Genomic DNA, 26,086 nt, shown 5'->3' with positions numbered 1-26,086 from the left:
GTTCACTTTATTTACCTAAGCATAATTTCTTATCAACTATCTTATAACCATAAGGAGGTTTAGAGGATTTGAAGAATCCCCTTTGAGCATTTGTACGTAAAGCCATCTTTATTCGTTCGGATGTTCTTTGGCTTTCTTGTTCGTAAATCCAAGCATATAAACCAAACATGTGACTTGAACCAGTCGTGGAATCAATTGCATTATCAAACGTGATGATGTCAATACCATTTTTTTCAACCACTTCTCTTACTTCATAAGACAGCTTTCCGTTTCTAGCTAAGCAATTCTTTAGCTAAGATTATGTCAAACTTCTTGTGCTTGGCGTCTTGTATTAATTGTTTAAAGCTTTCTCTCTTCTTTGATTTTGTTCCCGATTCGACATCAATATAAAATTTATACAAATCCCAGTCTTTCTCAGCAAGAAATTGATAAAAGAATCGTTGCTGGTTTTCTAAAGATGCCTTTTGTTCTTCATTGTCAGTTGAAACTCGAACGTATAGAGCACATTTCATAAGATTACTCACCTCATTTTAAATTTTGAGGTGTAGTAGTGTTTATAAGAAATATTGTCTTATTTTATTAAAGATATACACATATCAGTAAATTGTAATAATCAAATATGAAAGGTGTAAGAAAATAATAAATACAAAACAATTCGTATGGAAAATAGTGTATAATATAATTGCGTGTGGCTAGATTTTTTTGGCTTGTGTATCGCAAGCGTTTACAACAATGGTGGGGACATTTGCTTTCCTATTATTCTATTATTATCCGCTATTAATTGCTTAATGAGTAGCCACACGTACATTATTAAGGAGATAAATGATGGAATTTTATGATATTAGGACAAGAAGAGATTTAGTTGATTTTTTACATATATCCCAAAAAAGATTTACTTATTTATTATATAGAAAAGGTATAGATAATCTGTACACTTCATTTGATTTGCATAAAAAAAGTGGAGGTATCCGCAAAATACATGTTCCTAACGATGAGCTAAAAAGTATTCAAAAGGCACTTGAAACTATATTGTATACCCATAAAAGTGGATTATTAGGAGGGGAGAATAATATCTCTCACGGATTTGAAAGAAAAAAGAGTATTATAACAAATGCCAAAATTCACCGAAATAAAAGACTAGTTCTTAATATTGATTTAGAAGATTTCTTTGAATCTTTTCATTTTGGTCGTGTAAGAGGTTATTTTAAAAATAATAAGAATTTTTTGTTTTCTATGGAAGTAGCTACAATTATAGCTCAATTGACTTGCTATAAAGGTACGTTACCTCAAGGGGCACCTAGCTCTCCAATTATTACAAATTTAATTTGTAAAATACTTGACCATAGGTTGTTAAAAATTTCTAAGAAATACAAATTAGATTATACGCGTTACGCAGATGACCTTACATTCTCAACTAATAACAAGAAATTTTTAGAACAACAAACCGAATTCTATGAAAGAATAAAAGGTGAGATAATTCGAGCTGGCTTTAAAATAAATGATAATAAAACTAGATTACAAATAAAAGATACTAGACAAATGGTAACTGGGCTTGTTGTCAATAAAAAAATAAATGTTAATAGAATTTTTTATAAAAAAACTAGGGCAATGGCTTTTCAACTTTATAAAGAAGGCAATTTCCAGATAGAAGGTAAACCAGGTTCACTTAATCAATTAGAAGGAAGGTTTGCGTTTATTAACCAGTTGTGTCGTTATAATAACAAAATAGATGGAGAGAAGCATAGTTTTCACAATCTAAACTCGAGAGAAACTCAATATCAAAAGTTTTTATTTTATAAATATTTCTATGCAAATCCAAAACCGCTTATCGTTACTGAAGGTAAGACAGATATCGCGTATTTAAAATCTGCTTTAAAAAACCTTCATTTAGATTATCCTAATCTAATTACTAAGAAAGGTGGCAATTTTGAGTTTAAAGTATCATTTTTAAAAAGAACCAAACGGTTGAGATACTTCCTAAATATTGATAAAGATGGAGCAGATTCGCTTAAAAATATCTATAATTACTATGATGATAAGAAACAAGGACCTAATTATTTTAGCTATTTTAGAGAGATTAGTAAAGATGTACCAAAAAATCCTGTTATCTTTATGTTTGATAATGAAATTGAAAGTGGAGCGAAAAAACCTATCGGTAATTTCCTTAAACATTCGAGTATTAAGGCTGAGAAAATAGAATTTTTAAAAACTGAGTATAAGATTGGATTAACTAGTAATCTATATTTGTTAACAGTACCTTCTATTCCAGGTTTACCTGAAAGTGACATAGAAGATTTATTCAATGAGACTACCCTCTCAACTTTAATTGGCGGAAAATCTTTTATAAAAAAAGATAAATATGACACTTCAAAATACTATGGGAAGGAAATTTTTTCTCAGTATATTATTAAAAATTATCAATTTATTGATTTTAATAAATTTAGACCTCTTTTAGATAAATTAAATGATACTTTGGAAGAATATACTAAGAAAAGGTCTAAAACTCTAGGGGTTATTAAGGTTTCTGAAAAAGTTAAAGAACCTTTAAATGTTTAAATACTGGAGTAAAAAAAATATGAAATATAAACATTCGAGAGTTTTTTAACACAATTTAAAAAAATATCATAATAAGAAACTAGTCACTTTTGGGAGTGACCCCCGTTTTTGAGACAGGGTAAAACACCTTTTTAAATAATCAGTTGTCGATAATCTATTGGCGACTGGTTATTTAGTTTCGTTTGGATACGATTATTGTTATAATCATAAATATAGTTGTGGACGGTTTGTTCTACGATGGCGGTCGTAGTCCATTTTATCCCGTCTAAATAGAATGTTTCAGACTTCAGGGTCGAATGAAACGATTCGATGGAGGCATTATCAGCAGGCGTACCTTTACGGGACATACTCATGGTAATGCCTTTCTCTTTTATTTTTTGTTGGTATTCATAAGAAGTATAAACAGAACCTTGATCACTATGCAATGTACATCCTTTGGGCAGTTCGGGAAGCTGAACCAATGTGTCTAAAACAAAGGATGTATCCTGGCGGTCACTGATGGAATAAGCGATAATCTCCCCATTGAACAAATCTTGAATGCTCGAAAGATACAACGTCTTCTGACTAAAAGGCAAATAGGTAATGTCGGTCACTAGCTTTTCTAAAGGCCTATCGGACCGAAAAGTGCGATTTAACAAATTGGTAGCGGCATGATAAGGTTGTCCTGTTGGCTTCCTCTTTTTCATTCGTACCCTGCACTGCCATCCATGTTTTTGCATAATCCTTTGTACCTTTTTGTGATTGATCGACCATCTTGATTTTAATAAGGCTGTAATTTTACGGTAGCCATAACGATAGTTATGCTTGCGACAGAGTTCTCCGACCTCAAATTCAACCGATTGTGTCTGTTCATCTCGACATTTTACATTCTTTCTCCAGCGATAATAGGTGGTTCTAGCAATCCCTAAATAATTACATACTTCTCGCACCGTCATTTCTCCTTTACATTCTTCCACTAAATTTACGGCTACTTCTGGTACCACATCCTCTCCAACTCTTTGTACTTTTTTAAAACATCTAATTGTTGTTTTAAATATCGATTCTCCACTTTTAGTTTTTCTGTTTCATTGGCGAAATCAGCTGTTTTTCCATAGGAATATTGTTTACCTACAGGTTGATAAAACCGATGAGTTTCACCGTTTTTGTACCACCTCATCCATGTTTTCAGTTGCGTGTAATTTATAATATTAAGCTCCTTCATGACTTCTTTTACCGATACTCCGTTTAACCTCATTTCGATGGCTTTTAACTTGATCTCTGCAGGGTAGCTCACTCTAGTTCCCATAGAAAAAACACCTCCAAGTATTCTTTAGGTTAACAATAACCGATTTCTACTTAAAGGTGTTTTATATTTGTCTCACTTTTTGGGGTCAGCCCATTTTTAAGTTAAAGTGGCTTTTTTTTGGCTTTTCACTTTGCTAATACTAATTATCTTGGGTTCCTACTTTATCTATCGAAAATATAAAGCTTATTAATTAGTTGATTTTATATGTGTTATTATTTTTAGCACATCAACCCCTAAAAATAGCATATTAAAATACGCTTTTGTTAAATAGACTGAATTATGAATAAAGATCGATTTCGGTGAGTTAATAACTGTTGCCTGTAAAAAAGATGAATCTTCTCCTGATATCTCAGAAAGTATTAGCTTATTTTTGATAGTTGAAGAATGAATAGTATAGAAGACTTTCATTTCGTCAATCATTCTAATAAATGATTGGAGGAGGTGAGGGTCATGAGTAACAGGGTCCAATTTGAAATATTAGAAGAAAGTAACGAGGATTCAAATAAGGTTTTAATTAGTGTTATTGAACGAGTCGTCCTTAAAAAATTGAATCTTCCATTAGAAATTGAGACAAAAATAGTTTCCAAATCAGTAAAGGTGGGTGAGTAAAATAATGAACGAAAAAATTAATATCTTTTTTCGAAGAGTAAGTTCTAGACAGCAGAGTCTTGAGATGAAGATTGCTTCCGATGAAAAGTAACGTTTAAAAATGGATTCAGATTCTTATTTAGAAGTAAACGAATTTGGTGTTTCTATAAATAAGCTAAAAATATCAGAACGTCCCCTTTTTTAAGAGCATTATTGAACAAATTAAATATGGAGAAGTGCAAGCTCTGTAAGTTTACGATAGGAGTAGATTGACAAGGAAGTTCTATGAGTATCTTGAGCTAATAGATATTTTTCAGAAATACAAAGTAAAAATTGTATATACATCCACTAATTGCGCACCATTTTCTGGGAATATCCTAACAGAAGCAATGCACGGAATATTAATTGAAGAAGAAGGGCAATCAATTATTAGACGTAAACGAGATGCAGATAGAAAGACTCCATCTAAAAATTCGGTTATCTAAAGCAATCAGGGCGGTACATGATAGATGGGAAAATCAAGGATAATATTATTCAGTTTTTTGAAGAAGCATTAATAATTGATAATGTTGAGCAATTGTTAGAATACCTTAGAATATTTAAGAAGTTACAGAAAAGGGAGTTAAGCTATGTGATGAAAATGATATTAGACCCTTTTTATACTGGTCATGAATGGTATGAAGGGAAATATTATCTTCTATCATATGTAGAACCCTTTATCTCTCTTTCTCAATTTAAGGAAATACAGGTGAAAGTAAAACATCTCATAAATCATGTAGAAACAGAGATTGAGGAAAGAGATAGTGAAAATATAGTTCAACCGTTTTGTAAGAAGTGTGGACAACAAATGAGGTACCGAAAAAAGGAACTTAATCTGTCAACCAATCGTGAAGCCCAAAATGATTCATTGCAAAATCAGAAGGAATTGTTTAAACAATACGCAGCTGAAAAAGGATGGAATCTCGTTAAGGTATATGAAGAATCTTTAAGTGGTACAAAATCAAAAAGGCCAGAGTTAGATAAGTTATTAGATAACTTGGAAACTGATGGAGTGGAGATTGTTTTAATTAAAGATGTATCTAGGTTAGCTAGGAACCAAAAGCTCGCTCATAATTTTTTAGAAAAATTAAAGTTAAACAGCATACACTTGGTAGCTACAAATGGACAATATGATTCTCGAGAAAAAAGTTTAGATACATTCGGTTTAATTGCATGGGCTGCTGAACTTGAATCCCAAAGTACTAGTGATAGAATTAAATCTGTTAAAAAACTTACAGCAAAAAAAGGTAAGTTTATTGGTTCTCAACCACCATTTGGATATTATAAAAAAGATGGTAGATTGTTTAAGAGAACTGATTGGACAGTTGATGTTGTGAAAAGAATCTATCAAGATTACCTTAATGGTCAAGGGATTGATTCTATCGCAAAGCAATTAACGTTAGAAGTAGTTCCAACACCAGCCATGGTCGTTGGTAAAAAGAACGCAGGTGAATATTGGAGGGGTTCTTCAATAAAAATCATCTTAATGAATGAGCATTATACTGATAGATTAGTACAATGTAGAACTTCCTCAATTAGTGTCACGATTAAAAAGATGCGCCATTCTGAAGGAGTCATTTGTGAAAATCAACATGAACCAATTATTTCTGAAGAAGATTTTGAAGCAGTTCAAAGAATGATAAAGCAAAGAACAAGACAGCCAGCAAAAGCCAAAAAGCACTTTTTTACAAATTTGATTAGGTGTGGGAAATGTGATGCCTCAATGTGGTTTAGAAGGGAAGCTTATGTTTGTAGTACATATGCTCAATATGGTAAAAGAAAGTGTAGTTCGCACTTAGAGATGAGAGGTTAAAAGAGATTGTGATTAATCAGCTTGAATCAAATAGGAAGGCACTCCTTCATTCTCTAGACTATCAAGCGCTATTTAAAAGGGAATTTCAATCTATTAATAGGAGAACTAATAAAAGACTTAAAGAAATTGAAATGTCATTAATACGAATTTCTCAAAGAAAGAAAGGGCTAATAGATATGAGGGCTGAAGGAGAGGTTACGAAGGTAGAATTTCAAGAATATATCAGAGAAAATGAAGAAAGAAGAAATGAATTGGAGAAGGAAATATTGAATCTGAAAAGGGTAGAAAACCTTTTAAGTTTAGTAGATAAAGATATTGAATCTATGGTTTTAAGCTATCTTTATAGTGATGAAGTGTTAGTTGAATTAATACATAGGTTTGTTTCTGGGATTCAAGTTTTTGGTTGTGGCGACGTGGAAGTTAGTTATCATTTTTGGGAATCCAAAGTAAGTTAATGCAGACCAAATTAGGTCTGTTTTTTTTTTTTTTTTTTTTTTTTATGAAGTATATACAAAAAGGAACATATGTTCTAATATGTATATAGACAGTGTATTTTATCAAATTATAGATAATTATGTAAAAATAATGTACTATTGTAGTAGTAAAAATATCACGATATATTTATACGGAGGTATTTATGATTAAAACTCCTTTTGGTACATACAACGGAGATAGTTGGGAAGAACACTGTCAAATTATATTAAAAATGAAGTATGAAAATGAAGGTTATCAAGAGATGACAGCTCATACTAATGGTGATTTAGGAATTGAGGGGTTTACAAGAAGTGGTATAGTATTCCAATGTTACTGTCCGGATAATGAATACGAGACGAAAGTTTATTATAATCATCAACGAGACAAAGTAACAAAGGATTTAAAAAAGTTAAAGACATATAAAAAGCAATTATTGAATTATTTTAGAAATATTAAAATCAAGAAATGGATATTTCTCACTCCAAAGATTCCTAACAAAGACTTAATAGCCCACTGCCATTCTAAAGCAATTGAGCTTAGAGAAGATGATAGTATGAAGGAGTTGCTCGATGTAGAGTTTGATGTACTAGCTCATGATGAAAATTTTTATGTTACTGAAATATTAAGAGCAAAAAATATTTTAAATCAAAAGGTTAAATTTGATGTTGAAATACCTAGTGAAGAAGAAATAATAGATTGGAGACAATGTCAATCCGAATCTATCATTACTCTAAGTAATAAAATAGAAAAGTTATTTCCAGATTCTGATAAAGAAAAGAAACAAAAACAAGTCAACAAATATGTAAACATACAAATTAGGAATTATATTAAAGGTCAAGAGCTTTTAAACAAAATGCAACAAACTTATAACTTATCTTATGAAAAGCAGGCAAGGATTAAAAGTACAATAGCTGACCATTTAGAAACTGAGTCACTGATTACTGATTTAAGTCCAAAAAAGTTCATAGAAAAAACAATGGAAAAATATAGAGCAGCTTTAATCGGGGAAAAATTCGATGAACAATTCGAATTTTCTGTTTATGAAAATTTGTTGCATGAAGCTGTTGCAAGTTGGTTAATAGATTGCCCATTAGATTTCGGAGGGGAAGATTAATGGATTTACCTTTAGAAGAAATTAAAAGTATAAGGTTCAAAAGAAGAAAAATCCCAATATCACCTACTATGAGACCCGCATATAGGATATGTCAAATCATACTAATTTTACATATTTCGTCAGTTAAACAATCAGCCTCTCTTCTAAAACTACAATTATTTAATTGGTGTTTTCAGAATGATAAAAGATTTAGTACATTAATTAATTTAAAAGAGACAAATAATTTTCCTTTAATTAACTTTGACCCATTTTTAAATAGGGCACTGAATTTAGGAGTTTCTAAAGGATATTTTGATTTTTTTGCAACCACAGGGAAATATACATTGACAATAAAGGGTGAGGAGTTAGCCGTAGGAATTATAAAGGAGAATATTCTAGAAGAAGAAATAATTCTGTTAAATAAATTGAAGAAAAGTTTATCTGACACATATATACAATCTTCATTTAAAGAGAGGTTTAGTACATGAAAATTTTAAATTTAATGTGTTTGAAATTGACTATAGATACAGTTGAAGGGAAATTCGGGTCAAATGTTCCATTTAAAAAAGGCTTTAATGTACTAAGAGCTAAGAATACAAAAGGCAAAAGCTCAATAATTAATTCAATTTTATATTCATTAGGTATCGAAGAGTTACTGGGAGGTAAGAATGCCAAGACGATGAAGCCTGCTTTAAAAGATAAGTTAAACTATCAAGATAAGGAATTAAATGTATTAGAGTCCAAAGTACAGTTAGAGTTTTCTAATAAAAATGGTGAAATTATTACTGTTACAAGGTGGATTAAATCAGAGAGTATAGATGAGAGGTTAATAAGAGTACATGATGGACCTTTACTAACCACAGAAGAACATTATAACTATAATGATTTTTATGTTCATTTAAAAGGTTCGGCTGTAGAAAATGCAGGCTTTCATAGTTATCTTGCGAAGTTTTTAGGTTTAGAATTACCTAAAGTACCTGCATTTGATGGAGGAGATAATTTATTATACTTACAATCTCTTTTTCCTCTTTTTTTTATTGAACAAATTAAAGGATGGAATAGTTTTTATGCTCCTATTTCTGGGAATTTTGGAATTAGAGATTTGCCTAAAAGAGCATTTGAATATCTATTAAAAATGGATGTTATGCATAATACTAAAGAAAGAGAAGCTCTAAAGCTATTAAGAAGAGTCCTGGCTAATGAGTGGTCTACATTAAAGGGGAAATATTTGGATTTGGCAAGGTCAATTAATGCTATAGTTGAATCTTTACCTGATTCTCCAACGTTATTAGAGAACTTGACACTGAAAATTTATGGCAAAGATAACAAACCTATTTCATTGCATGATAGAATTTTTGAATTAGAAGAGTCAATAAAAAGAAAAGAAAATCTAAAAATTAATAAAATAGCAGATGTAAGTGATAAATATGAAGAAAAAATAAATGAACAAGAAGTGATAGTTCAATCTCTTCAAAATGAAATTAATTCTTTAAGACAAGAGTTAAATTTAGAGCAAAAGAATCAAAGATACATGGTTGATAATTTGAAAAATTTAGAAATTGATTTAAAAAGAAATAAAGAAGCTGAGAAACTTAATAGGTTAGGTTCTAATGTTGATGAAAATTTTTCGAAAAAAATATGTCCAACTTGTATGCAAAAAGTTGAAGATACATTAATGCCAATGGATTTAAAAATTCAGCCGTTAGAACTAAAAGAAAATATTAGGTTTGTGGAAGAACAAATTAAGACATTAAATTTCGGTGTTAAACAATCTCATAATGTCATAGAAAATAGAACTCTAAAGTTAAAAGCATTAAATACTAACCTTGAGAAAGAAAGAAGAGATTTAAGATTATTAAAATCTGAGTTATCTGAAAATCCTCATTTACCAACAAAAAGGGAACTAAATTATTTAGTCGATAGTAAAATTACCTTAATAAAAATGCAAGAAGCATTAAGTAACTTTGAAAAGTTACATATAGAGTACTTGAGCATTACAAAGAGGTGGAGAAAGTATTTAAGTAGATTAGAAAATTTACCCAAAGAATACTTTTCTAATAAGGATAAGGAAAAGTTGGGATTTTTTGAAACTGAATTTAAAGTGCTGTTAACTAAATTTAATTACTCAAGCGTCAAAGTTAGCGATATATCTATTTCACATGATAAATATACACCTATTGTTAGTGGTTTTGATATTAAATTCGATTCCTCTGCTAGTGATAGCATAAGGTTAATTTGGTCTTATATTATTTCATTATATTTATGTTGCTTAGAGTATAATTCCAATCATGTCAACTTATTAGTGTTTGATGAACCTGGTCAACAACAAATGGATATTAATAGTCAACAAGAATTATTTGTGGCTCTATCAAATGTTAAAGGGCAATCAATAGTTGGTTCATCACTAACTATGAAAGAGGTATTAGAGATATCTAGGGGGTTAGATGTAAATATAATTAATTTAGGGGATGAATATATAATAAAACCATTACAGTAAGAAACACTATAAAAAAATACTTTAATATACATGCCTAAAGGGGATAATAATGTTAGGATTCTTTTTATTTATGCTTATACTTGCTATTATAATAAGCGTTGTTACATCTATAATTGGAGGTACATCTAAATTAAAATATGTAAAAGGAAAAAGAGATTTAGTAGAAAAAACTATAGTAGATTATAATGTACAAGACTATGAGTGGCAACAATTTGACCATGGAGATATTATTCTTAATGATAGGGAATATGGACAAGTATTTCTTTTGATGGATGGTTGGACAGCTATAGTGCAACACGAAACTATTAAGGATGTGGAGTTGATTATAGATAATGATATCGAGTATAAAACTTCTCTATCTAGTGAACTGGAAGAGCAATTGTAGGAGGATTACTTGCAGGTGGAATTGGTGCTGTTGTAGTTGGAGCTACAGCTAGGAAAGATGGAAGAATAAAAATCAATAAAATCGATATCATGATAAGCACTTTAGAAGGAAGAGTCCATACTGTTAAGGTTTTTGATGAAGAAAGACCTTTAGAAGCAGGGACTAGTGAATATGAAGAATGTCATCAAATTGCATTAGTATGGAGCAAAAAATTTTCTTCCATTATGCGAAGAAATGAGCAGGCAGACTAAACTAGTAGAAATACTTAAGTAAATAAGAATTTGATAAAATGAAGAAGTAAGGATGATTTCATGAAAATAGAAGTAAATTCCCTCAACAGATTAATATAAAAATTTTACTAAAGCGTAAAAATCCTACATTTCTATGAAATAGTATTCTGAGAAATGATGGGTTTAATGTAATGTATTTTTATCATAAATCCATATTGAAATGGAAATTTTACTGGATGTTCATATAATATTGTTAGTTTTTAAGAAATACAATTTTAAAAACTCAAATCTAAAATATGTTTTAGATAATAGTATGAAAACTCTATTAGATTTATTTCTATGAATTTTGTTGGATTTGAGAGGAGTGGTGTTTGATTGAACGAGAATGAGATTTCTCATGAAATAAGGAACATTGCATCTTCATGTATGAAAAGGTGGGGAGAAGAGGATAAAAAAACTGTTAACTTTGAAAGGAGATTAGATTCATTTATAAAACAAATAGAAACTAATGTTACACTTAGGACAGTTTTTTTAGAATTAATCAAACAATACAATTATTATTCAAGAAAACACATAGAGGAACTTTTGAAGCAATTCTATAAAAAAGTTACGGATGACTTGAGGCTAGTTGAAGATGTAACGATATACTCTAGGATAGAGGATGATTCAAAAATTGATAGTTCTAATTCGTTTCTAGAAGAATTTAAAGTTATTAATGAAATCTCAAATCACTTTAGTCACGCTATCGAAAAATTAAAAGAAGCCGATTTTAATGAAATAGAAAATATTGTTTTCCTTGATGATGTTATTGGCTCTGGGAACACTGTAAAAACATTTTTTGAAGAAAATAAATCAAAGTTGTTGAAGGTAAATAATTTTATATTTTGTATTGAAGTATTGGATGAAGCAAAGGATTTTCTTAATGAATATTTTCGTGAAAATGGATTTGAATGTAAGATAATATCTGGAAACATTCATAAAAAAGCATTCTGTGAGGACCATATTTTTGATGATAGATGTAAAGATTATGAGCAATTATTGAAAGATTTCGAAATGAATTTATGGGGAGGAAGAAAGAGAAATAAAAATATATTGGGTTATGAAAATAGCCAAGCTACTATTTCATTCTTTAGAAATACTCCTAATAATACAATTAGTTCATTTTGGTATCAGAATAAAATGTGGGAGGGTTTATTCCCTAGAGACGATAGAAAACCCTTATTCAAACGAGGTAATAGAAATAAAAAAAATGCTGTATACAACATGTCAAGATTGAAAGAGGTTTAAATGGTTGATTTTAAAGAACTTTTAGTATTGATATATTTAAATGATTATAAAGATGAGTATCTGTTTACAGAGATAAAACAACTCTGTAACTTTACTACTTCTCAAATGAAACAAACATTGGATAAATTAATTGAGAAGGGGTTATTGCTAAATCAAGATGGTAGTTTAATTTTAGGTTCAAAAGGTGAAGTACTATTAAAAGAAAAAGGGTTGACCAATGTATCAATTGAAGAATTATTTCAAATGGACACGGTTACTTTAAGTTTGAAAAAAACATTATCTTTCGATGATGTCTTCATACCGAAGAATTTTAAATTATAATTGTAGTTGTTTTCTAGAATTGAGCAGCGAGTCGCTGTTCGTGAAGTAAAGTTACTATGTATCTATGATACTAATTTTCAAGAGCGTAAAATTAGTATCATACAACAAAGAAAATCACTTTGTTGTATACACCAGTAAACGTGGTGTATAGGTAAATTAAATAATCCAGTAGAAAATAACGGTAGAGGTATTTTATGGATATAATAAAATTGGAACAAAGCATGAGGTTAGAAGGTCATCGGGCAGATTATATTAAGTTGTGTAAAGATTATGCGATTAATCTTAAAAGGAATGAACTACCGGTTATTTTTAATATTGAGCATTTAGCAAAACTTATTGGAATTAATGCTGATGAATGTTATGCATACTATCAACTATCATCTAATCTTTATAATGAATTATTAATTCCAAAAAGAACAGGAGGTCAAAGGGTAATTAATGCGCCTTCTGAAAACCTAAAGTATATACAACGATGGATACTAGATAATATATTAAGTAATGTTAGTATTTCTGTTCATGCTAATGGATTTATTAATGAAAGGTCAATTGTTACAAATGCGATACAACATATCGGAAAAAAATGTGTCATTAATCTTGATATAAAGGATTTCTTTCCAAGTATAACTTATATACAAGTTTATAACCTTTTTAATAGACTAGGTTATTCAAGGCATCTTTCTATGGTTTTCACAGGCTTATGTACATTAGATAATAAATTACCTCAGGGTGCGCCGACAAGCCCGTATTTATCGAATATAATATGTAAAAATTTAGATGATAGACTCTCTTTATTAGCTTCACACATTAATGCGTCCTATTCTAGGTATGCTGACGATATAACTTTTTCCGGCGACAGAGGTATAACTAGTTATATAAAGTTAATTAAGAAGGTGGTACAAGAAGAAAGATTCTTGATTAATGAAAAGAAAGTAAGGGTCCAGTTTCAATACCATAGACAAATGGTTACAGGCTTGATTGTTAATGAGAAGTTAAGTATTCCTAAAAAGACAAGAAATTATTTAAGGCAAGAGATTTATTATTGTCAAAAGTATGGGGTCAAAGACCATATGTCAAAGAAAGGATTATATAAAACTAATTATCAAGGACATTTGACTGGATTAGCACAATTTATAAAAATGGTTGATTCAAAATTAGGTGAAGAGTATTTGAAGTCACTTGATAAAATTGATTGGGAATCATAATTGATTTTGAAATTGTAATTTAATTTTTAAATCAATTGAAAATCGAATTTAATATCTTTAATAATATAATGTATAAAATATATTAGATTGTATAGAACACTAAAATCATTCTAGTATACTAATTGAAATTTTTTACAATCATATTATGTAAATATTCTTTTAAATAGGTGTTTTTAATAATGGCTTTTTGTAATATACATGAGAAACAATATGCTCTTTAATGCTAACAGTTTAAAGAATTTCTCACATGGATTCATTAATCCTTGAGAATTTGTACTTTTTTACAATTTTTTTAACTATTACTTTGGAGATTATTAGTATTTATAAACACAACTACACCATTTGCCGGTGACCTACACCCCGCACATGTGAAGTGTGTTGAATTGATGTCATGGGTAGAGAAATAATGTGTTGACAGAGAGCAGAGATACTGAAAAGTTAATAGAAAAGTAGATGAAAAAAGCATTGAAAAGAGGTTCCGATAGCGATGAGAGGAAAAAGTATAAATTTATTTTTAATGGATGGAGAGCCAAACGGCAGAATAAAATGTACACTTGCCAATTGGACAGGATTGGCATATAAAATTCCACGAACAAAACTGGACAGCTGCAAAGGAAGAGATGACCTCTCACAAAGCGGTGTATATTTTCTATTCGGAATATCAGATCAAACAGGTGAAAGCGTAGTTTATATAGGACAAGCAGGTGTTAGAAAGAATGGGGAAGGGATATTATGCCGTTTACAAGAACATAAGCGCAATTCAAATAAGGATTATTGGACAGAAGCTGTAGTATTTACGACTTCGAACAATTCTTTCGGTCCCACTGAGATAAGCTATCTTGAAAATAGGTTTACAAAAATCGCAAAAGAAGCAGAACGTTATGTTGTTAAAAATGGCAATGATCCTACTTCCGGAAATATTACAGAAGAAAAAGAAAGCGAGCTAGAAGAGTTTATTGACTATACAAAAATTATAATGGGCACGCTGGGGCATAAGGTTTTTGAACGACTCGCTGATTCTAAAACAACAATAACTTCAAATAATGATGTTTTCGAAAGTGATGACAGAATCCTTCATATGAAACGCAAAATCCGCAAAAGCGGTAGAATAATTGAGGCTAACTGTAAGCAAACATCTGAGGGCTTTGTTGTATTAAGAGGAAGTGGCATAGAGCGAGAAGGTTCTAACAGTATTCCACCCGGTATAAAAGAAACTCGAAAATCAGCAAAAATTGACGATGGGGGCATCTTGCAAGAGGATATTCTTTTTAAGAGCCCCAGTTATGCCGCAGCATTTGTAACAGGTAGTAGTGTAAACGGCTTGATCGAATGGAAAACAAAAGAAGGTATGACTTTAAAAGAAATTGAAAATAGTGAAGATAACTTGTTTGAACAAACTGCGAATACCATTTTGAATTAAAAATAATGAATTGATTATTGATATTCCAAGGTGTCTAAGAAATGTTTTAGGAGAAAAGTGAGGGAAACAAATAGCTTATGATAAACACTTCTCAAAGTGGTTTGAAAAAGGAACGGATTCTAACATACCCAACGCCAAGAATGAATTGTCTGCTTTTGTCCGTAACATTGATGATATGTACAAAAACAGATTTATCTAAGCATGAAGAAACAGTGCAGGCATAAACAAAGCTATAAAAATCCCTCATTAATAAAATTGATTTAGAAAAACACAACGATCGATTGGAGGCGTACCATAGTGGCTGATATAAATCTAATACACGATTTCGCAGTGAAGTGGGTTGATAAATTCAAAGACCAACAAATCAACTACATAGAACTGGTTGACCACTATATGGCAGATGACTGTGCTGCCCTTGGTTTCAAGATGGACTGCGGTCTTGCCTTTGGGCGTATGTATGATAAGGCTGTTTATGATAGCATCGCACTTGATAAAATCATCGATGATGTGACCGATATTTCCTTGCTTGGTTCTGCTATATACTCAAGATGGAGATATTTTAATCACTGGGCATATGACGGAGCAGAGATTTTAGCACAAAATAATCGTGCGTGGTTTATTTTAGCACTTAGCCGACTGGCTTTCCTATCAGGAGAGGATCCATTCATATTCCAAGGGAAACTGAAAAAGATATGTATTATATCCAATAATATCTGTTATGGTCCAATACCAGTACCGAGTGATGAAGTGGAACAGCGTATTACGATCAATGAGCAAGGTCGTGTATGGTTTTCTGGATATAACTTTGGACACACAGACGGAAAATATGAAAAAGCGAGGAGCAAGAATTTCAAAATTGAAAAGGCATCAGCGAATAAGTTACTTAATGCGGTTTCCAACTATTTCGGAAATGAGTATATGGAGGTTTTCGCCACGGATATTGGTAACTGGATAATGGAACTGACCAATACTGAAGGGGCAATATATAAATTTCGAGGTTCACTTTGTGCCGATTTTAGTTATGAAGGCACGGATTTGTCAGACCTTGTACGTGATACAGTTGGCATGGGTGACTTATATGTCTTTGACGGAAACTGTAAGCCGGACGTTATAAACGGAATTGCTTTAGATTATCATAGGGTTACGAAAATGAAGACAAATAAATTATCAGAAAATGCCGCGTGGAGTTTGTAACGTGGGATTATATGGAACACTTGATTATAGATAGAGAAACGGAAACTCTTGAACATATTCAGAATATTGGAACTGGATGCAAGGTTTCTCGGAAATATGAGATTGAAGGCGGTATTGAACATTTGCTCGATGAATTTGATGCTAAGCGATTGTTCAGCAAAATCGTTGGTAATCCCGATGATGTGATTGATACACCGAACGAAATGAAGGACTATAAAATCACCATTGACTACAAAAAGAACCAACAGCGTATTATCACAGGCTCATTTGATAAAAATAATTTACCGGAAGATTTTGGAGAGTTTGCAGATATGGTAATTGATTTCATGAACTTTTATGGTTTGGGTGAAATACTGGACCCTTCAGTGTACGCTAAAGTATTTCGCCGCAAGACGGATTATATCTTTTGTAGTGTAACCTTTGATGAGGGCCAGAAATCCTATTACTATTTGACCGAAGACGACAGCATTAAGGTTGATGATTTTGTGATTGTGCCTGTGGGGAAAGATAATCACAGGGCGATTGTAAAGGTGGTTAACATTGAATATTTTGGTGAGGATCATGTTCCAATGCCCGTGAAAAAAACAAAGTACATTATAAGAAAATGTACGGATGTAGAATATGATTTGCCAGATGAATAATAGCTTGTTCAATATGATGTTAAGAGTAATGAAGTGGCACCTATAATGAATTTGATGATAAAATAGAATTACAAAACAGGGAATGATTGGGTGTTGAATCCCAAAATCCTCTTGTTATATTAAGACAGAAATGGATAGAAACAGTAATGATAAGATATTTTTTTATAATGAATAGCTAAATCACCCAGAAATTCCGAATGGTTAAAGGTTAATGGGAGGGTTGATACTGTTGGTAGAAAGAGGATTTACTGAAGGTGACTGGAAGCTTTTTAGAAATAAGATAGCGGATTGGCAGGAAGCCTATATAGACAGGAACAATAAGGAATACATAAAATTACTAAGTGAAGATGCGAATCCGTCAGAGAAATTTTGGGGACTGGAAGAGAGGATAAAAGAAGATACCGGTGTTAGAGTAGAAATGAGCCGCTCAAAGCTTATTTTTAACATTATTTCACTTATAAATGAAGGTGTAATTAGCTATGAGGATCTCGAAGAATTTAGTGATGAACTGAAGGAAACGGCGAGATTTTTTCTTGAAAGTTAATTTGGGGTTTATGAAATTTTGAAATGAAATTCAGAGAGATATAGACAAGTCGGAATTTTGATGTCACTTGGGTTCACTCAACTAATGTCTAATTAAAAAATAAAATGTTAATACGAGCGACAACGACTAAAATCGTCAAGGTTGAAGACGAAATCATGAGAGTTAAGGCTAGTTGTGTGGTTGGTCTGTTTGCTTTAAATAAAATCTGATAGAATGATAATAGCCGAAATTGTTGGGCTGGTTGGATGTCACTGTTTCTTTTCCGTCATGGGAAAGGAGGTGATAATCATGGATCTAATTCTTGAGTTTTTAAAAGAAGTTCTGAAGGGAGTTACACGTGCAATCAGTGCGCATCTCTTTCAGAGAACCTTTTTAGACAAAAAGAAAGCCACCCCGCGCCGTAGGAAGCATAAGGGTGGTTCTCGAAAAACTAAATAAATTTTTGACAACCACTGCCCTAACGGCTGAGGCTGTAAAGAGGAGAGTTCACGCTCTTCTCTCTTTTATTATCTATACCCATTTTAGCTGAAAAGTATGTATGATTCAAGTGAATATGTTTCATGAGTCAAGTGAGTAATTTGTGGACCCTTTTTACGCTAAACAATAAGTTTGAAGAAAGGCATGATGAGACCATGACATTTTTAGAAAAAGTAGAGCAAGCACTTCGGGCCAATGATCCTTATGTTCAAGATTACGCACTTCACTCCTTATCGAATTCTTTTCTTGCGACCGAAGAAACATTTTTACTTTCCTTAGAAGCAATAGGAGAAGGGGCACCGCTTTTGCCTTTTATTGATTTTCTTCCAATTGGAGAAGAAGGCTTATTGAAAGTTTTGGACAAGTTAGAAGAAGTCGACCAGGTTCAGAAGATCCACTATTTAAGAATACTTTCAAAAGCGCCTGTTCATTTGAAATTGAAGTATGAACAACGGTTAACTGATTATCTCGATTCTAGATATTTGAATGATATCAAAGAAATGAAAACATTAAACGAAGAACAATTATTTGAGAATCTTGGTCAGATATTTAATGATTTAGAGGAAGATGGATACCATCAACATATGTATGATTTTGGGAAATTGATGTATGATGAGCTAATTGAACGTGGTGACATTCCTGATTGGGAAGTGGAGAATAGTATCCGCCAGAACAGAGATGACAATGGTCATTTGTATTATGCGGGGATATATAACCTTTATGCGGCAGGTGAAAAGGCTCTCCATTCCGTTCTTCCAGATTTAATTAAGGTGTTAGAAAACCAAGAAGAAGGTGACCTTGTACTTGAAGAAACAGCAACGGCACTCATCAAGATCGGAACTAGTGAAGTGGTACAAGAAGTTGAAAAGATTGCCCTTTTAGAAAGTACGTGTTTTTATAGCATTGATGTATTAGCAAATATTAAGACAATCGAAGCCGAGGATGCCCTATTGCGTCTCCTTGGACAAACAAATGATATTATGCAAAAAACATTAATTGCAGATGCTTTATGTAAGCAATTTTCGGTACGGGCGATTCCTCAGGTTGAAAATCTGATAAATGAAGGTTATGATTCTGGAATGGTGGACCTCGAAGAATCACTTTATGCCAATCTTGTAATCAATGAAATCAAACATCCTCATTTAGAGGAAATGCGAAATCGATTACAAAAAAAGAATGATGATGCTAAAGTGGATAGTTTAGCAAAAAAGACACTCGTGAACGAAGTAAAAATAGGTAGAAACGATCCATGCCACTGTGGAAGTGGAAAAAAATATAAGAAATGCTGTATGTAATAAGTGAGCGTAGTAAAACTTACAGCAGAATTATTAATATTTTAAAAAAGTTCTATTAAAAGGAGTGGTCCCCGAGTTTACTTAGGGACCTTACCTTTTTATCCGTTAAACGATAATCTCTTCCTTATAAAATCGTTCTTTCTCTTTATTCATCACGACTTTGTATATATAAAAGCCTAGCAGTAGGAACAAGGTCGAGCTTACTATATAAATCGGTCGAATCGCCAGACACTCTGCGAATAAACCAATAAGTATAATCATTACGATCGTGCCAACGGCTTCAATCATACCAACAAGATTTGTGAAACGCCCCATGATCGAGACAGGAATATGGTTTTGGTAAAACGTCAAAAATCCTACATGTGCAAACGTCATCGCAAACGTTAGTAGAAAGACACCAATCGAAGCTGCGATAAAAGAGTTTGAGAAGGCAAAAATTAAGTACCCAATCGGTGTTATGATAGCCCCAAATCCCATCAAATCATTCATTTTGAGTCGTTTTGCAAACCAAGCATTAAGAAGTGAACCTGCCACCATTCCAAGACCCGCAATCCCTACCAAAAATCCATAGGTGCTTTCTGAAAATAGTAAGACTGTCGTTGCAAATGCTGCCTCGAGTGAATCAATTCCAGCTAAAAAGATTCCAAATCCACCAAATAATATATAGACCCAAGTAACATGTGTATGTTTTCGTCCAAAGGAAATAACTAATTTCCAATCTTCTTTGATAACCTTAGACGTTATTCTCGTATAGATAACATCCCTTTCTCTGTCTAGATTTGGAAGGAGCACAATGACCAAGGCTGAAAGAAATAAGGCAATAGCATTAACGAAAATCGCTATTTGTGGTGTGCTAACAACAAAGAGAAGGCCGGCAATTGATGGTCCTATAATGAAGCCACTCGACTGAATAAAGTTACGCAACGAGTTGAAGCGTTGACGATTCTCTTTAGGAACCAGCTTTGTCATATATACAAGCGATGTCGATCCAAAGATGGAACTTCCCATGTTAATTAGAAAGACGAGTGCATAGATGTAAAACAATGAATCTACAAACGGCAAACAAAAGATAAGACATGCTCGTATGTTATCTAATGTGATCATGAGCGTACGTTTATTAAGCCGATCAATCAATGAACCAGCCCATACATCGGTTACAAGTGTTGCAACAGGAATAAGGATGTATAATATAGCAACGGCTAACGGCGATCCTGTTTTCGCTAACACCATGAGGTTTAACGCGAGTAAATAAATCCAAGCACCAATATTTGATATTCCAATCCCAACGAGTAAAAGCAAAGGGGCTTTCCAATTCATGTAGCACCACTCCTAACATTTTTTAGCAAAGAAAAAAAGTCTCACCCCCAAGGTTATTAGCCTTGGGGACGAGACTTCTGATTGTTAGAAGTTCGCGGTGCCACCCCAGTTTGTTATTGTATCGCTACAACAACCTTTTCAAGTACGTCATGTAAACATGGTTATACTCTATCTCTTTAACGGGAGAACCCGGCACACCATCACTCTCTAATGAAAGATCCTTTGTACAGCTCAGAGGCTTGTTTCCCTATGCCATTACATCCTCCATTCCCACCATCAGGAGTTCTCTGTTATGCTTGTGCACAAGTACTCTTCTCATCATCGCCTTTTAGTTTTCTTAGTATATCAAATGTTCAGAATGATGTATAGGTAGTATTTTTATATGAAAGGTACTTGGGGGGCGGTGGGTTGTGCCGTGAAGTTAATTGGTCATCCTTCTTGCGATAAATGACTTAACAGGTCACTGCTCCCTTTTTGGTCGTGCCGACTCCTAATGGTGATGGAGTTGTATGGAGTACCAACTGTTTAAGATGTGCCACTACTTTCATCTTGGTTGGTGGCGAAGTGAATGGGGCTTCGCCATGTGGATTTTGTATGAATGTTACTTATGGGTGATGGGTTACTTTGAAGTTAGCTGGTTCTTTATTCCCTTCGCACCTTTTCGTGCAGATACTCCAAGGTTTGGCATCAGTATCTGCACATAAGACGGCTCTTTGTGCAGATACTCTAAGGTTTGACATCAGTATCTGCACATAAAACGCTTCTTTGTGCAGATACTCTAAGGTTTGACATCAGTATCTGCACATAAAACGCTTCTTTGTGCAGATACTCCAAGTTTTGTCCTCAGTATCTGCACATAAACCCTCACTTTGTGCAGATACTTCAAGGTTTGACATCAGTATCTGCACATAAAACGGCTCTTTGTGCAGATACTCTAAGGTTTGGCATCAGTATCTGCACATAAACCCTCACTTTGTGCAGATACTTCAAGGTTTGACATCAGTATCTGCACATAAAACGCCTCTTTGTGCAGATACTCCAAGTTTTGTCCTCAGTATCTGCACATAAACCCTCACTTTGTGCAGATACTCTAAGTTTTGTCCTCAGTATCTGCACATAAAACGCCTCTTTGTGCAGATACTTCAAGGTTTGTCCTCAGTATCTGCACATAAACCCTCACTTTGTGCAGATACTCTAAGGTTTGGCATCAGCATCTGCAAATTACCCGCCTCTTTGTACAGATACTCCAAGGTTTCGCGTCTTTACCTTCACAAACCTTTATTAATCGTTAAGTTGGCGATAGCTGACTTTCATCTTTGTGGGTGGTGGAGTGGTTTTGGCTCCGCTATGAGGGTTTTGTATAGAAAGGTTTTAGGCATCTTGAATAGCATTGATGTGAATAAATGGTTACTTATTGAGAATTGTTTTCAATTGTAGTATGCTAGATATAAAGACATAATCATTGAGGAGAATAAATCATGCAAATATACTGGCCTAAAATCAAGAAGATTATTGAAGAAACGCCTGAGGTTAAAACATACTTACTCGAATGTCCAGAAGGTTTTACGTGGGAAGAAGGTTCACATACTCATTTTGCATTGGAAGGATTTAATGCGGGGGAGAAGCCCAATCGTAGTCTCATTCGTCACATGTCGATTTCTACCTTACCACATGAAAAGGTAATCGGTATTACAACACGAATCAAGGAGCAGTGCTCTGAATTCAAAAGGATCTTAAGAGGTCTTGATGTAGGCGATCAAGTCGCGATATTTAAAACACATACCAATGTACCACTAAGAAGAGAAGGGAAAAATGTGTATCTGCTATCAGCAGGTGTTGGGCTGGCAACGTTCAGACCACTTGTCCTTGATTATTTCAATCGTGCAGATGACGTGAATCAAATTCATTCCTTAAACGTTGATTCATCAAAAGACTTCTTATTTACCGATATTTTTGAGACAGCACCTGAGAAGAATTTTACTTCTCAGTTTGTTGATAATCGTCATGATTATTATAATGAGGTGAAGAATCTTGCAGCAGACAAGGAAGGCCTTTTCTATGTAGTTGGTAGTGACGAATTCCTGAAGCAGAACATAGAATTATTACTAGAACAAGGAATTAAGGCAGAGCAGATTAAGCTTGACAAGCACGAAAGACAGCTACCTGATTTTTTAACATTGGATTTATCTAATCAAGCGTAATCACAAGTCTAAAACCTCAACAGTTAGACGGCAACCCTAACTTGTTGGGGTGCTTTTTGTTTGTAGTACTTTTCTGCTCAAGAGTACAAACCATACAAACGCGACTTAAAAAGCCTTACTAGCTATGCAACGAATAGCTGCATTGCGATAAATAAAGCAATAGCCCAGATAGTTAGAGCTGATAGTTTGTTAATCATGTTTATAGCTTTTCCCCTTTTATCAATCCTTTTCATAACTCTCCCAACGACAGCCAGTAGAAAAAAAGCTATCCATGAAACAAGTATGCAGGCAATGGTAAAAGCGGATAATTCTAGACTCGTCGTATATTGCACAGAATTGATACCAATAACACCTACTGTATCTAATAAAGCATGTGGGTTAAGCAATGATACGGATAAGGCAAATATTATTTGTTTTTTGATATTTATCGGTCCTTTTTGTTCTACACTCTTGGCTTCCGATTTCCAAATCGACCAGCCTATATAAATGAGAAAGAGAAATCCTACTGTGTAAAATAGAATCTGCAACTGTGGTACAGCCAAAATAATCATTGAAACTCCTAATACAGCCATCAAAATTAAAACAGTATCACACAGAGCGGCGGTTATGACCACAGGCATAGCCAATCGTAACTTTTTGTGAGAAGCACCTTGATTAAAAATAAAAATATTTTGGGGACCTAGTGGAAGAATAAGGGCACCGGCTAAAATGAACCCATGAAGAAAAGCAGTTACCATTTCATATCACTCCTTGCTTGTTGATTTATCGTAAAGGATCCGTTACGTTTAATAAACAACCAATTGGTTGCATCTTTAACCAACCAATTTTATGGAGGGGTTCGCTTGAGTTGGAAGCCAGATCATTCATCTACCATTTCGCTTTTTCAGCAAATATCAATTTGGATAGTGACACAAATAGAGCAGGGGATTTGGCCAGTTGGAACGAAACTGCCATCACAGAGGAAGTTAGCTGAGAACCTCAGAGTAAATCGAAGTACGATTGTTCAAGTTTTGGATGAATTGAAAGCAGAAGGTTTATTAGTTTCGAAGGCTGGTAGCGGCATATACGTGAATGCACGAAGTTGGGAATATGTTGTGAAAAAGTCAGCCCCTGATTGGCGCACTAGAATAAAGCAAAGTTACTATAAATCTAACATTCAAACGATTCAATCGATCAACGAACATGAGATGAGTCCACAGATGATGAGGTTAGGAACGGGTGAGCTATCACCAGAGCTGATCCCTACTAAAGAGCTTCAAGAATTCATGGGTTCTATTTCAATAACAAGTAGGGAATTTGGTTATTCTGATCCAATGGGTGATCGTGAGTTAAGAGAAGTACTAACAAGGTATTTACATAGTCAGGGAATAAGTGCCACACCTGAAAATATCTTAATCGTATCTGGTGGTTTACAGGCATTGCAATTAATTTCTATTGGACTCATCAATATGTACGGTAAAATCTACTGTCAATCACCGTCCTATCTACATTCATTACCCTCACTCCCATCTGAAGCCATGAATAATAGCCAACTCAATAAACAATCGAGTGTTCTCTATACAATTCCAACTTTAAATAATCCGTCTGGAAAGATTCTTTCATTTGAAGAACGAAAAAGGCTATTAGAAGAATGTAAAAAGCTACAATTGCCCATGATAGAGGATGGTGTCTATCAAGAGCTTATATTTAGTGAATCACCACCTTCCATTAAGTCAATGGATACGGATGGACAAGTTATTTATATAGGTAGTGTTTCTAAAATTTTGAGCCCAGGTTTACGAGTGGGCTGGATGGTAGGTCCTGAATCAGTCATGAACCATTTATCAGACTTGAAAATGCAGCTTGATTATGGGACAAGTATTGTATCTCAAAAAATAGTGGCGGCATGGCTCAAATCGTCACATTATCATCAACATATGAGTTGGTTGAGAACAGAATTGAAAAAAAGAGCAGATTTTACTGAAAAACTCTTACAGTACCATTTTGCTGAACTAGCAAATTGGGAAACTCCTCAGGGTGGTTTTTATATTTGGCTCAAAATGAAAAGGCCAGTTGTTACGAAAGCTTTATTTCAACGTATGCTCAAACAAAATATTTTAATTAATCCAGGTTATATTTATCAACCTAATGACTATAATCATATAAGAATTTCCTATTCTTACTGTAGTTATCAGGAGATAGAAAAAAGTTTGGTTGCTTTAGCTGATGAGATTAGACGTTATTTGTAAAGATATGAGGCAGAGAGAGAGCGTTTGATTAAGGAATAATTTCAGATCTGGCCAAATGTAGAGAGGTATTTTGGCCTTCAAATAAGACATTCTGGTTTAGAACCAGCTATTATGATAAAGATAAAGGATAACATCACTAAAATAAGGAGGTATTTACAATGGAAAAGGTCACACCCTTTTTAATGTTTCAGGATGGAAACGCTGAGGAAGCGATGAATTTTTACACATCTCTCATTGAAGATTCAGCGATTACACATATCGTTCGGTATGGTGCTAATCAAGGCGGAGAGGAAGGAAAGGTCATGACAGCTGCTTTTACGTTAAGGGGTCAAGAATTTATGTGTATTGATAGTAACATCCAACACCAATTTACATTCACACCATCCTTCTCGATTTATTTAACATGCAGTACAGAAGAGGAAATTGACAGCCTTTATCAGCAGTTAGTTGAAGATAGACAAGCACTCATGCCCCTAGGCGATTATGGTTTCAGTAAGAAGTTCGGTTGGGTTAATGACCGATTTGGTGTTTCATGGCAATTGAATTTACCTAAATAAATACAGAAAAGATCATGTTGTGAAAGAGAGAAGAGGATGAGTAAAGTCACGAAAAGGGCTGAAGGGAATAAAGAACCAGCTAACTTCAAGGCACAATCCATCGCCCCTAAGCAACCTTCATATAAAACGCCCATGTCGGAGCAAAAATCAGCTCCGCCACCAACAAAGATGAAAGTGGTGTTTGACTCTTTGACTGGTGGTATTTCAATTAATAAGAGAAGTGGGTGAGTAAAGTCGCGAAAAGGCCTGAATGTGTCAGTTGGTTCTTTAACAGTTGGTTTTTCGTTTAATTTGACTTTGTTCTTTTTCATTTTAAATGAATGGTGTTAGATGTTTTTGTGAACTTGAGAATTAGTAAGAACCCAGCGGAGCATGAATTTCGGGAGCGGTGAGTAGAGCTCCGCATATCGCCTTTAAGTAACTTTCATATAAAAACGCTCAT

26 protein-coding genes and 1 pseudogene are annotated in these 26,086 nt (G+C 33.5%); 22 read left to right on the top strand and 5 right to left on the bottom strand.

Annotation, left to right across the window (positions count from 1 at the left end):
* Positions 1-7: 7 nt before the first annotated feature.
* The gene (locus PQ479_RS09720) at positions 8-241 is read right to left on the bottom strand and encodes a recombinase family protein (protein WP_053070496.1); all 234 of its coding nucleotides are present in this window, start codon (positions 239-241) and stop codon (positions 8-10) included.
* Between the two features lie 31 nt (positions 242-272).
* Entirely contained in the window at positions 273-512 is a 240-nt protein-coding gene (locus tag PQ479_RS09715) for a recombinase family protein (protein ID WP_053070495.1), read from the bottom strand.
* A 313-nt stretch (positions 513-825) separates the two neighbouring features.
* Here PQ479_RS09715 and PQ479_RS09710 point away from each other — a divergent pair, with 313 nt between their 5' ends.
* Complete coding sequence (locus PQ479_RS09710; RefSeq protein WP_273716957.1) at positions 826-2,556, top strand: retron Ec67 family RNA-directed DNA polymerase/endonuclease; 1,731 nt, start codon at positions 826-828, stop codon at positions 2,554-2,556.
* Between the two features lie 131 nt (positions 2,557-2,687).
* Here the strand turns inward: PQ479_RS09710 and PQ479_RS09705 are convergent.
* Positions 2,688-3,841, bottom strand: a protein-coding gene (locus PQ479_RS09705; RefSeq protein ID WP_273716956.1) for an IS3 family transposase whose coding sequence is annotated in 2 segments (ribosomal slippage) — positions 2,688-3,568 and positions 3,568-3,841 — 1,155 coding nt in all. Because the reading frame shifts where the segments join, the coding sequence is not laid out codon by codon here.
* 450 nt (positions 3,842-4,291) lie between these two features.
* Here PQ479_RS09705 and PQ479_RS09700 point away from each other — a divergent pair.
* The 17 genes and pseudogenes from PQ479_RS09700 to PQ479_RS09625 all read left to right on the top strand — a co-directional run bounded on the left by PQ479_RS09700 (position 4,292) and on the right by PQ479_RS09625 (position 19,341).
* A complete protein-coding gene (locus PQ479_RS09700; protein ID WP_273716955.1) occupies positions 4,292-4,450 on the top strand; it encodes a hypothetical protein in 159 nt (52 codons plus the stop codon).
* A gap of 242 nt (positions 4,451-4,692) precedes the next feature.
* Positions 4,693-4,914: pseudogene (locus PQ479_RS21900) on the top strand (hypothetical protein); the annotation flags it as partial.
* Between the two features lie 17 nt (positions 4,915-4,931).
* A complete protein-coding gene (locus PQ479_RS09695; protein WP_047989992.1) occupies positions 4,932-6,281 on the top strand; it encodes a recombinase family protein in 1,350 nt (449 codons plus the stop codon).
* 8 nt (positions 6,282-6,289) lie between these two features.
* A complete protein-coding gene (locus tag PQ479_RS09690) occupies positions 6,290-6,736 on the top strand; it encodes a hypothetical protein (protein ID WP_047989991.1) in 447 nt (148 codons plus the stop codon).
* A gap of 182 nt (positions 6,737-6,918) precedes the next feature.
* Positions 6,919-7,869, top strand: coding sequence for a hypothetical protein (locus PQ479_RS09685; RefSeq protein WP_053070494.1), 951 nt, complete (start codon positions 6,919-6,921; stop codon positions 7,867-7,869).
* Positions 7,869-8,336, top strand: coding sequence for a hypothetical protein (locus PQ479_RS09680; RefSeq protein ID WP_047989990.1), 468 nt, complete (start codon positions 7,869-7,871; stop codon positions 8,334-8,336). The genes PQ479_RS09685 and PQ479_RS09680 overlap by 1 nt, the downstream gene beginning before the upstream one ends.
* Entirely contained in the window at positions 8,333-10,345 is a 2,013-nt protein-coding gene (locus PQ479_RS09675) for an AAA family ATPase (RefSeq protein WP_047989989.1), read from the top strand. The genes PQ479_RS09680 and PQ479_RS09675 overlap by 4 nt, the downstream gene beginning before the upstream one ends.
* Before the next feature lie 49 nt (positions 10,346-10,394).
* On the top strand, positions 10,395-10,730 hold the full coding sequence (locus tag PQ479_RS09670) for a hypothetical protein (protein WP_047989988.1): 336 nt from the start codon (positions 10,395-10,397) through the stop codon (positions 10,728-10,730).
* 605 nt (positions 10,731-11,335) lie between these two features.
* A complete protein-coding gene (locus tag PQ479_RS09665; protein WP_047989987.1) occupies positions 11,336-12,247 on the top strand; it encodes a phosphoribosyltransferase-like protein in 912 nt (303 codons plus the stop codon).
* Positions 12,248-12,568 (top strand): MarR family transcriptional regulator, encoded by a 321-nt coding sequence (locus PQ479_RS09660; RefSeq protein ID WP_047989986.1) that lies wholly within the window; start codon positions 12,248-12,250, stop codon positions 12,566-12,568.
* A gap of 194 nt (positions 12,569-12,762) precedes the next feature.
* Positions 12,763-13,770, top strand: coding sequence for a reverse transcriptase family protein (locus tag PQ479_RS09655; RefSeq protein ID WP_047989985.1), 1,008 nt, complete (start codon positions 12,763-12,765; stop codon positions 13,768-13,770).
* Positions 13,771-14,251: 481 nt separating this feature from the next.
* Positions 14,252-15,190 carry a GIY-YIG nuclease family protein gene (locus PQ479_RS09650; RefSeq protein WP_337957093.1) on the top strand — a complete coding sequence of 313 codons (939 nt, stop codon included), beginning with the start codon at positions 14,252-14,254 and terminating at the stop codon, positions 15,188-15,190.
* A 297-nt stretch (positions 15,191-15,487) separates the two neighbouring features.
* Positions 15,488-16,384, top strand: a complete 897-nt coding sequence (locus PQ479_RS09645; protein WP_053070493.1) for a hypothetical protein — start codon at positions 15,488-15,490, stop codon at positions 16,382-16,384.
* 11 nt (positions 16,385-16,395) lie between these two features.
* The gene (locus tag PQ479_RS09640; protein WP_053070492.1) at positions 16,396-17,025 is read left to right on the top strand and encodes a hypothetical protein; all 630 of its coding nucleotides are present in this window, start codon (positions 16,396-16,398) and stop codon (positions 17,023-17,025) included.
* A 229-nt stretch (positions 17,026-17,254) separates the two neighbouring features.
* Positions 17,255-17,569 carry a hypothetical protein gene (locus PQ479_RS09635; RefSeq protein WP_047989983.1) on the top strand — a complete coding sequence of 105 codons (315 nt, stop codon included), beginning with the start codon at positions 17,255-17,257 and terminating at the stop codon, positions 17,567-17,569.
* A gap of 288 nt (positions 17,570-17,857) precedes the next feature.
* Positions 17,858-18,007 (top strand): hypothetical protein, encoded by a 150-nt coding sequence (locus PQ479_RS09630; protein ID WP_273716954.1) that lies wholly within the window; start codon positions 17,858-17,860, stop codon positions 18,005-18,007.
* A 122-nt stretch (positions 18,008-18,129) separates the two neighbouring features.
* Entirely contained in the window at positions 18,130-19,341 is a 1,212-nt protein-coding gene (locus PQ479_RS09625; RefSeq protein WP_053070491.1) for an SEC-C metal-binding domain-containing protein, read from the top strand.
* A 105-nt stretch (positions 19,342-19,446) separates the two neighbouring features.
* On the opposite strand, the gene PQ479_RS09620 is transcribed toward PQ479_RS09625, so the two are convergent.
* Positions 19,447-20,658: an MFS transporter gene (locus PQ479_RS09620; RefSeq protein ID WP_047989982.1), complete on the bottom strand. Its 1,212-nt coding sequence runs from the start codon at positions 20,656-20,658 to the stop codon at positions 19,447-19,449.
* Between the two features lie 1,478 nt (positions 20,659-22,136).
* On the opposite strand from PQ479_RS09620, the gene PQ479_RS09615 reads away from it, so the two are divergent.
* Positions 22,137-22,859: a ferredoxin--NADP reductase gene (locus PQ479_RS09615; protein ID WP_047989981.1), complete on the top strand. Its 723-nt coding sequence runs from the start codon at positions 22,137-22,139 to the stop codon at positions 22,857-22,859.
* 122 nt (positions 22,860-22,981) lie between these two features.
* Here the strand turns inward: PQ479_RS09615 and PQ479_RS09610 are convergent, their stop codons facing one another.
* Complete coding sequence (locus PQ479_RS09610) at positions 22,982-23,596, bottom strand: LysE/ArgO family amino acid transporter (RefSeq protein WP_047989980.1); 615 nt, start codon at positions 23,594-23,596, stop codon at positions 22,982-22,984.
* A gap of 105 nt (positions 23,597-23,701) precedes the next feature.
* On the opposite strand from PQ479_RS09610, the gene PQ479_RS09605 reads away from it, so the two are divergent.
* The 3 genes from PQ479_RS09605 to PQ479_RS09595 all read left to right on the top strand — a co-directional run bounded on the left by PQ479_RS09605 (position 23,702) and on the right by PQ479_RS09595 (position 25,872).
* A complete protein-coding gene (locus tag PQ479_RS09605) occupies positions 23,702-25,087 on the top strand; it encodes an aminotransferase-like domain-containing protein (RefSeq protein WP_047989979.1) in 1,386 nt (461 codons plus the stop codon).
* Between the two features lie 158 nt (positions 25,088-25,245).
* Positions 25,246-25,644 (top strand): VOC family protein, encoded by a 399-nt coding sequence (locus PQ479_RS09600; RefSeq protein WP_047989978.1) that lies wholly within the window; start codon positions 25,246-25,248, stop codon positions 25,642-25,644.
* A gap of 36 nt (positions 25,645-25,680) precedes the next feature.
* On the top strand, positions 25,681-25,872 hold the full coding sequence (locus PQ479_RS09595; protein WP_047989977.1) for a hypothetical protein: 192 nt from the start codon (positions 25,681-25,683) through the stop codon (positions 25,870-25,872).
* The last annotated feature ends 214 nt before the right edge of the window (positions 25,873-26,086 follow it).

The sequence above is a fragment of the Alkalihalobacillus pseudalcaliphilus genome (assembly GCF_028610675.1).
Classification (GTDB): domain Bacteria; phylum Bacillota; class Bacilli; order Bacillales; family Bacillaceae_D; genus Alkalihalobacillus; species Alkalihalobacillus pseudalcaliphilus.
The sequence above is the reverse complement of the archived record's forward strand: the minus strand, read 5'-3'. Positions and strand labels throughout refer to the sequence as shown.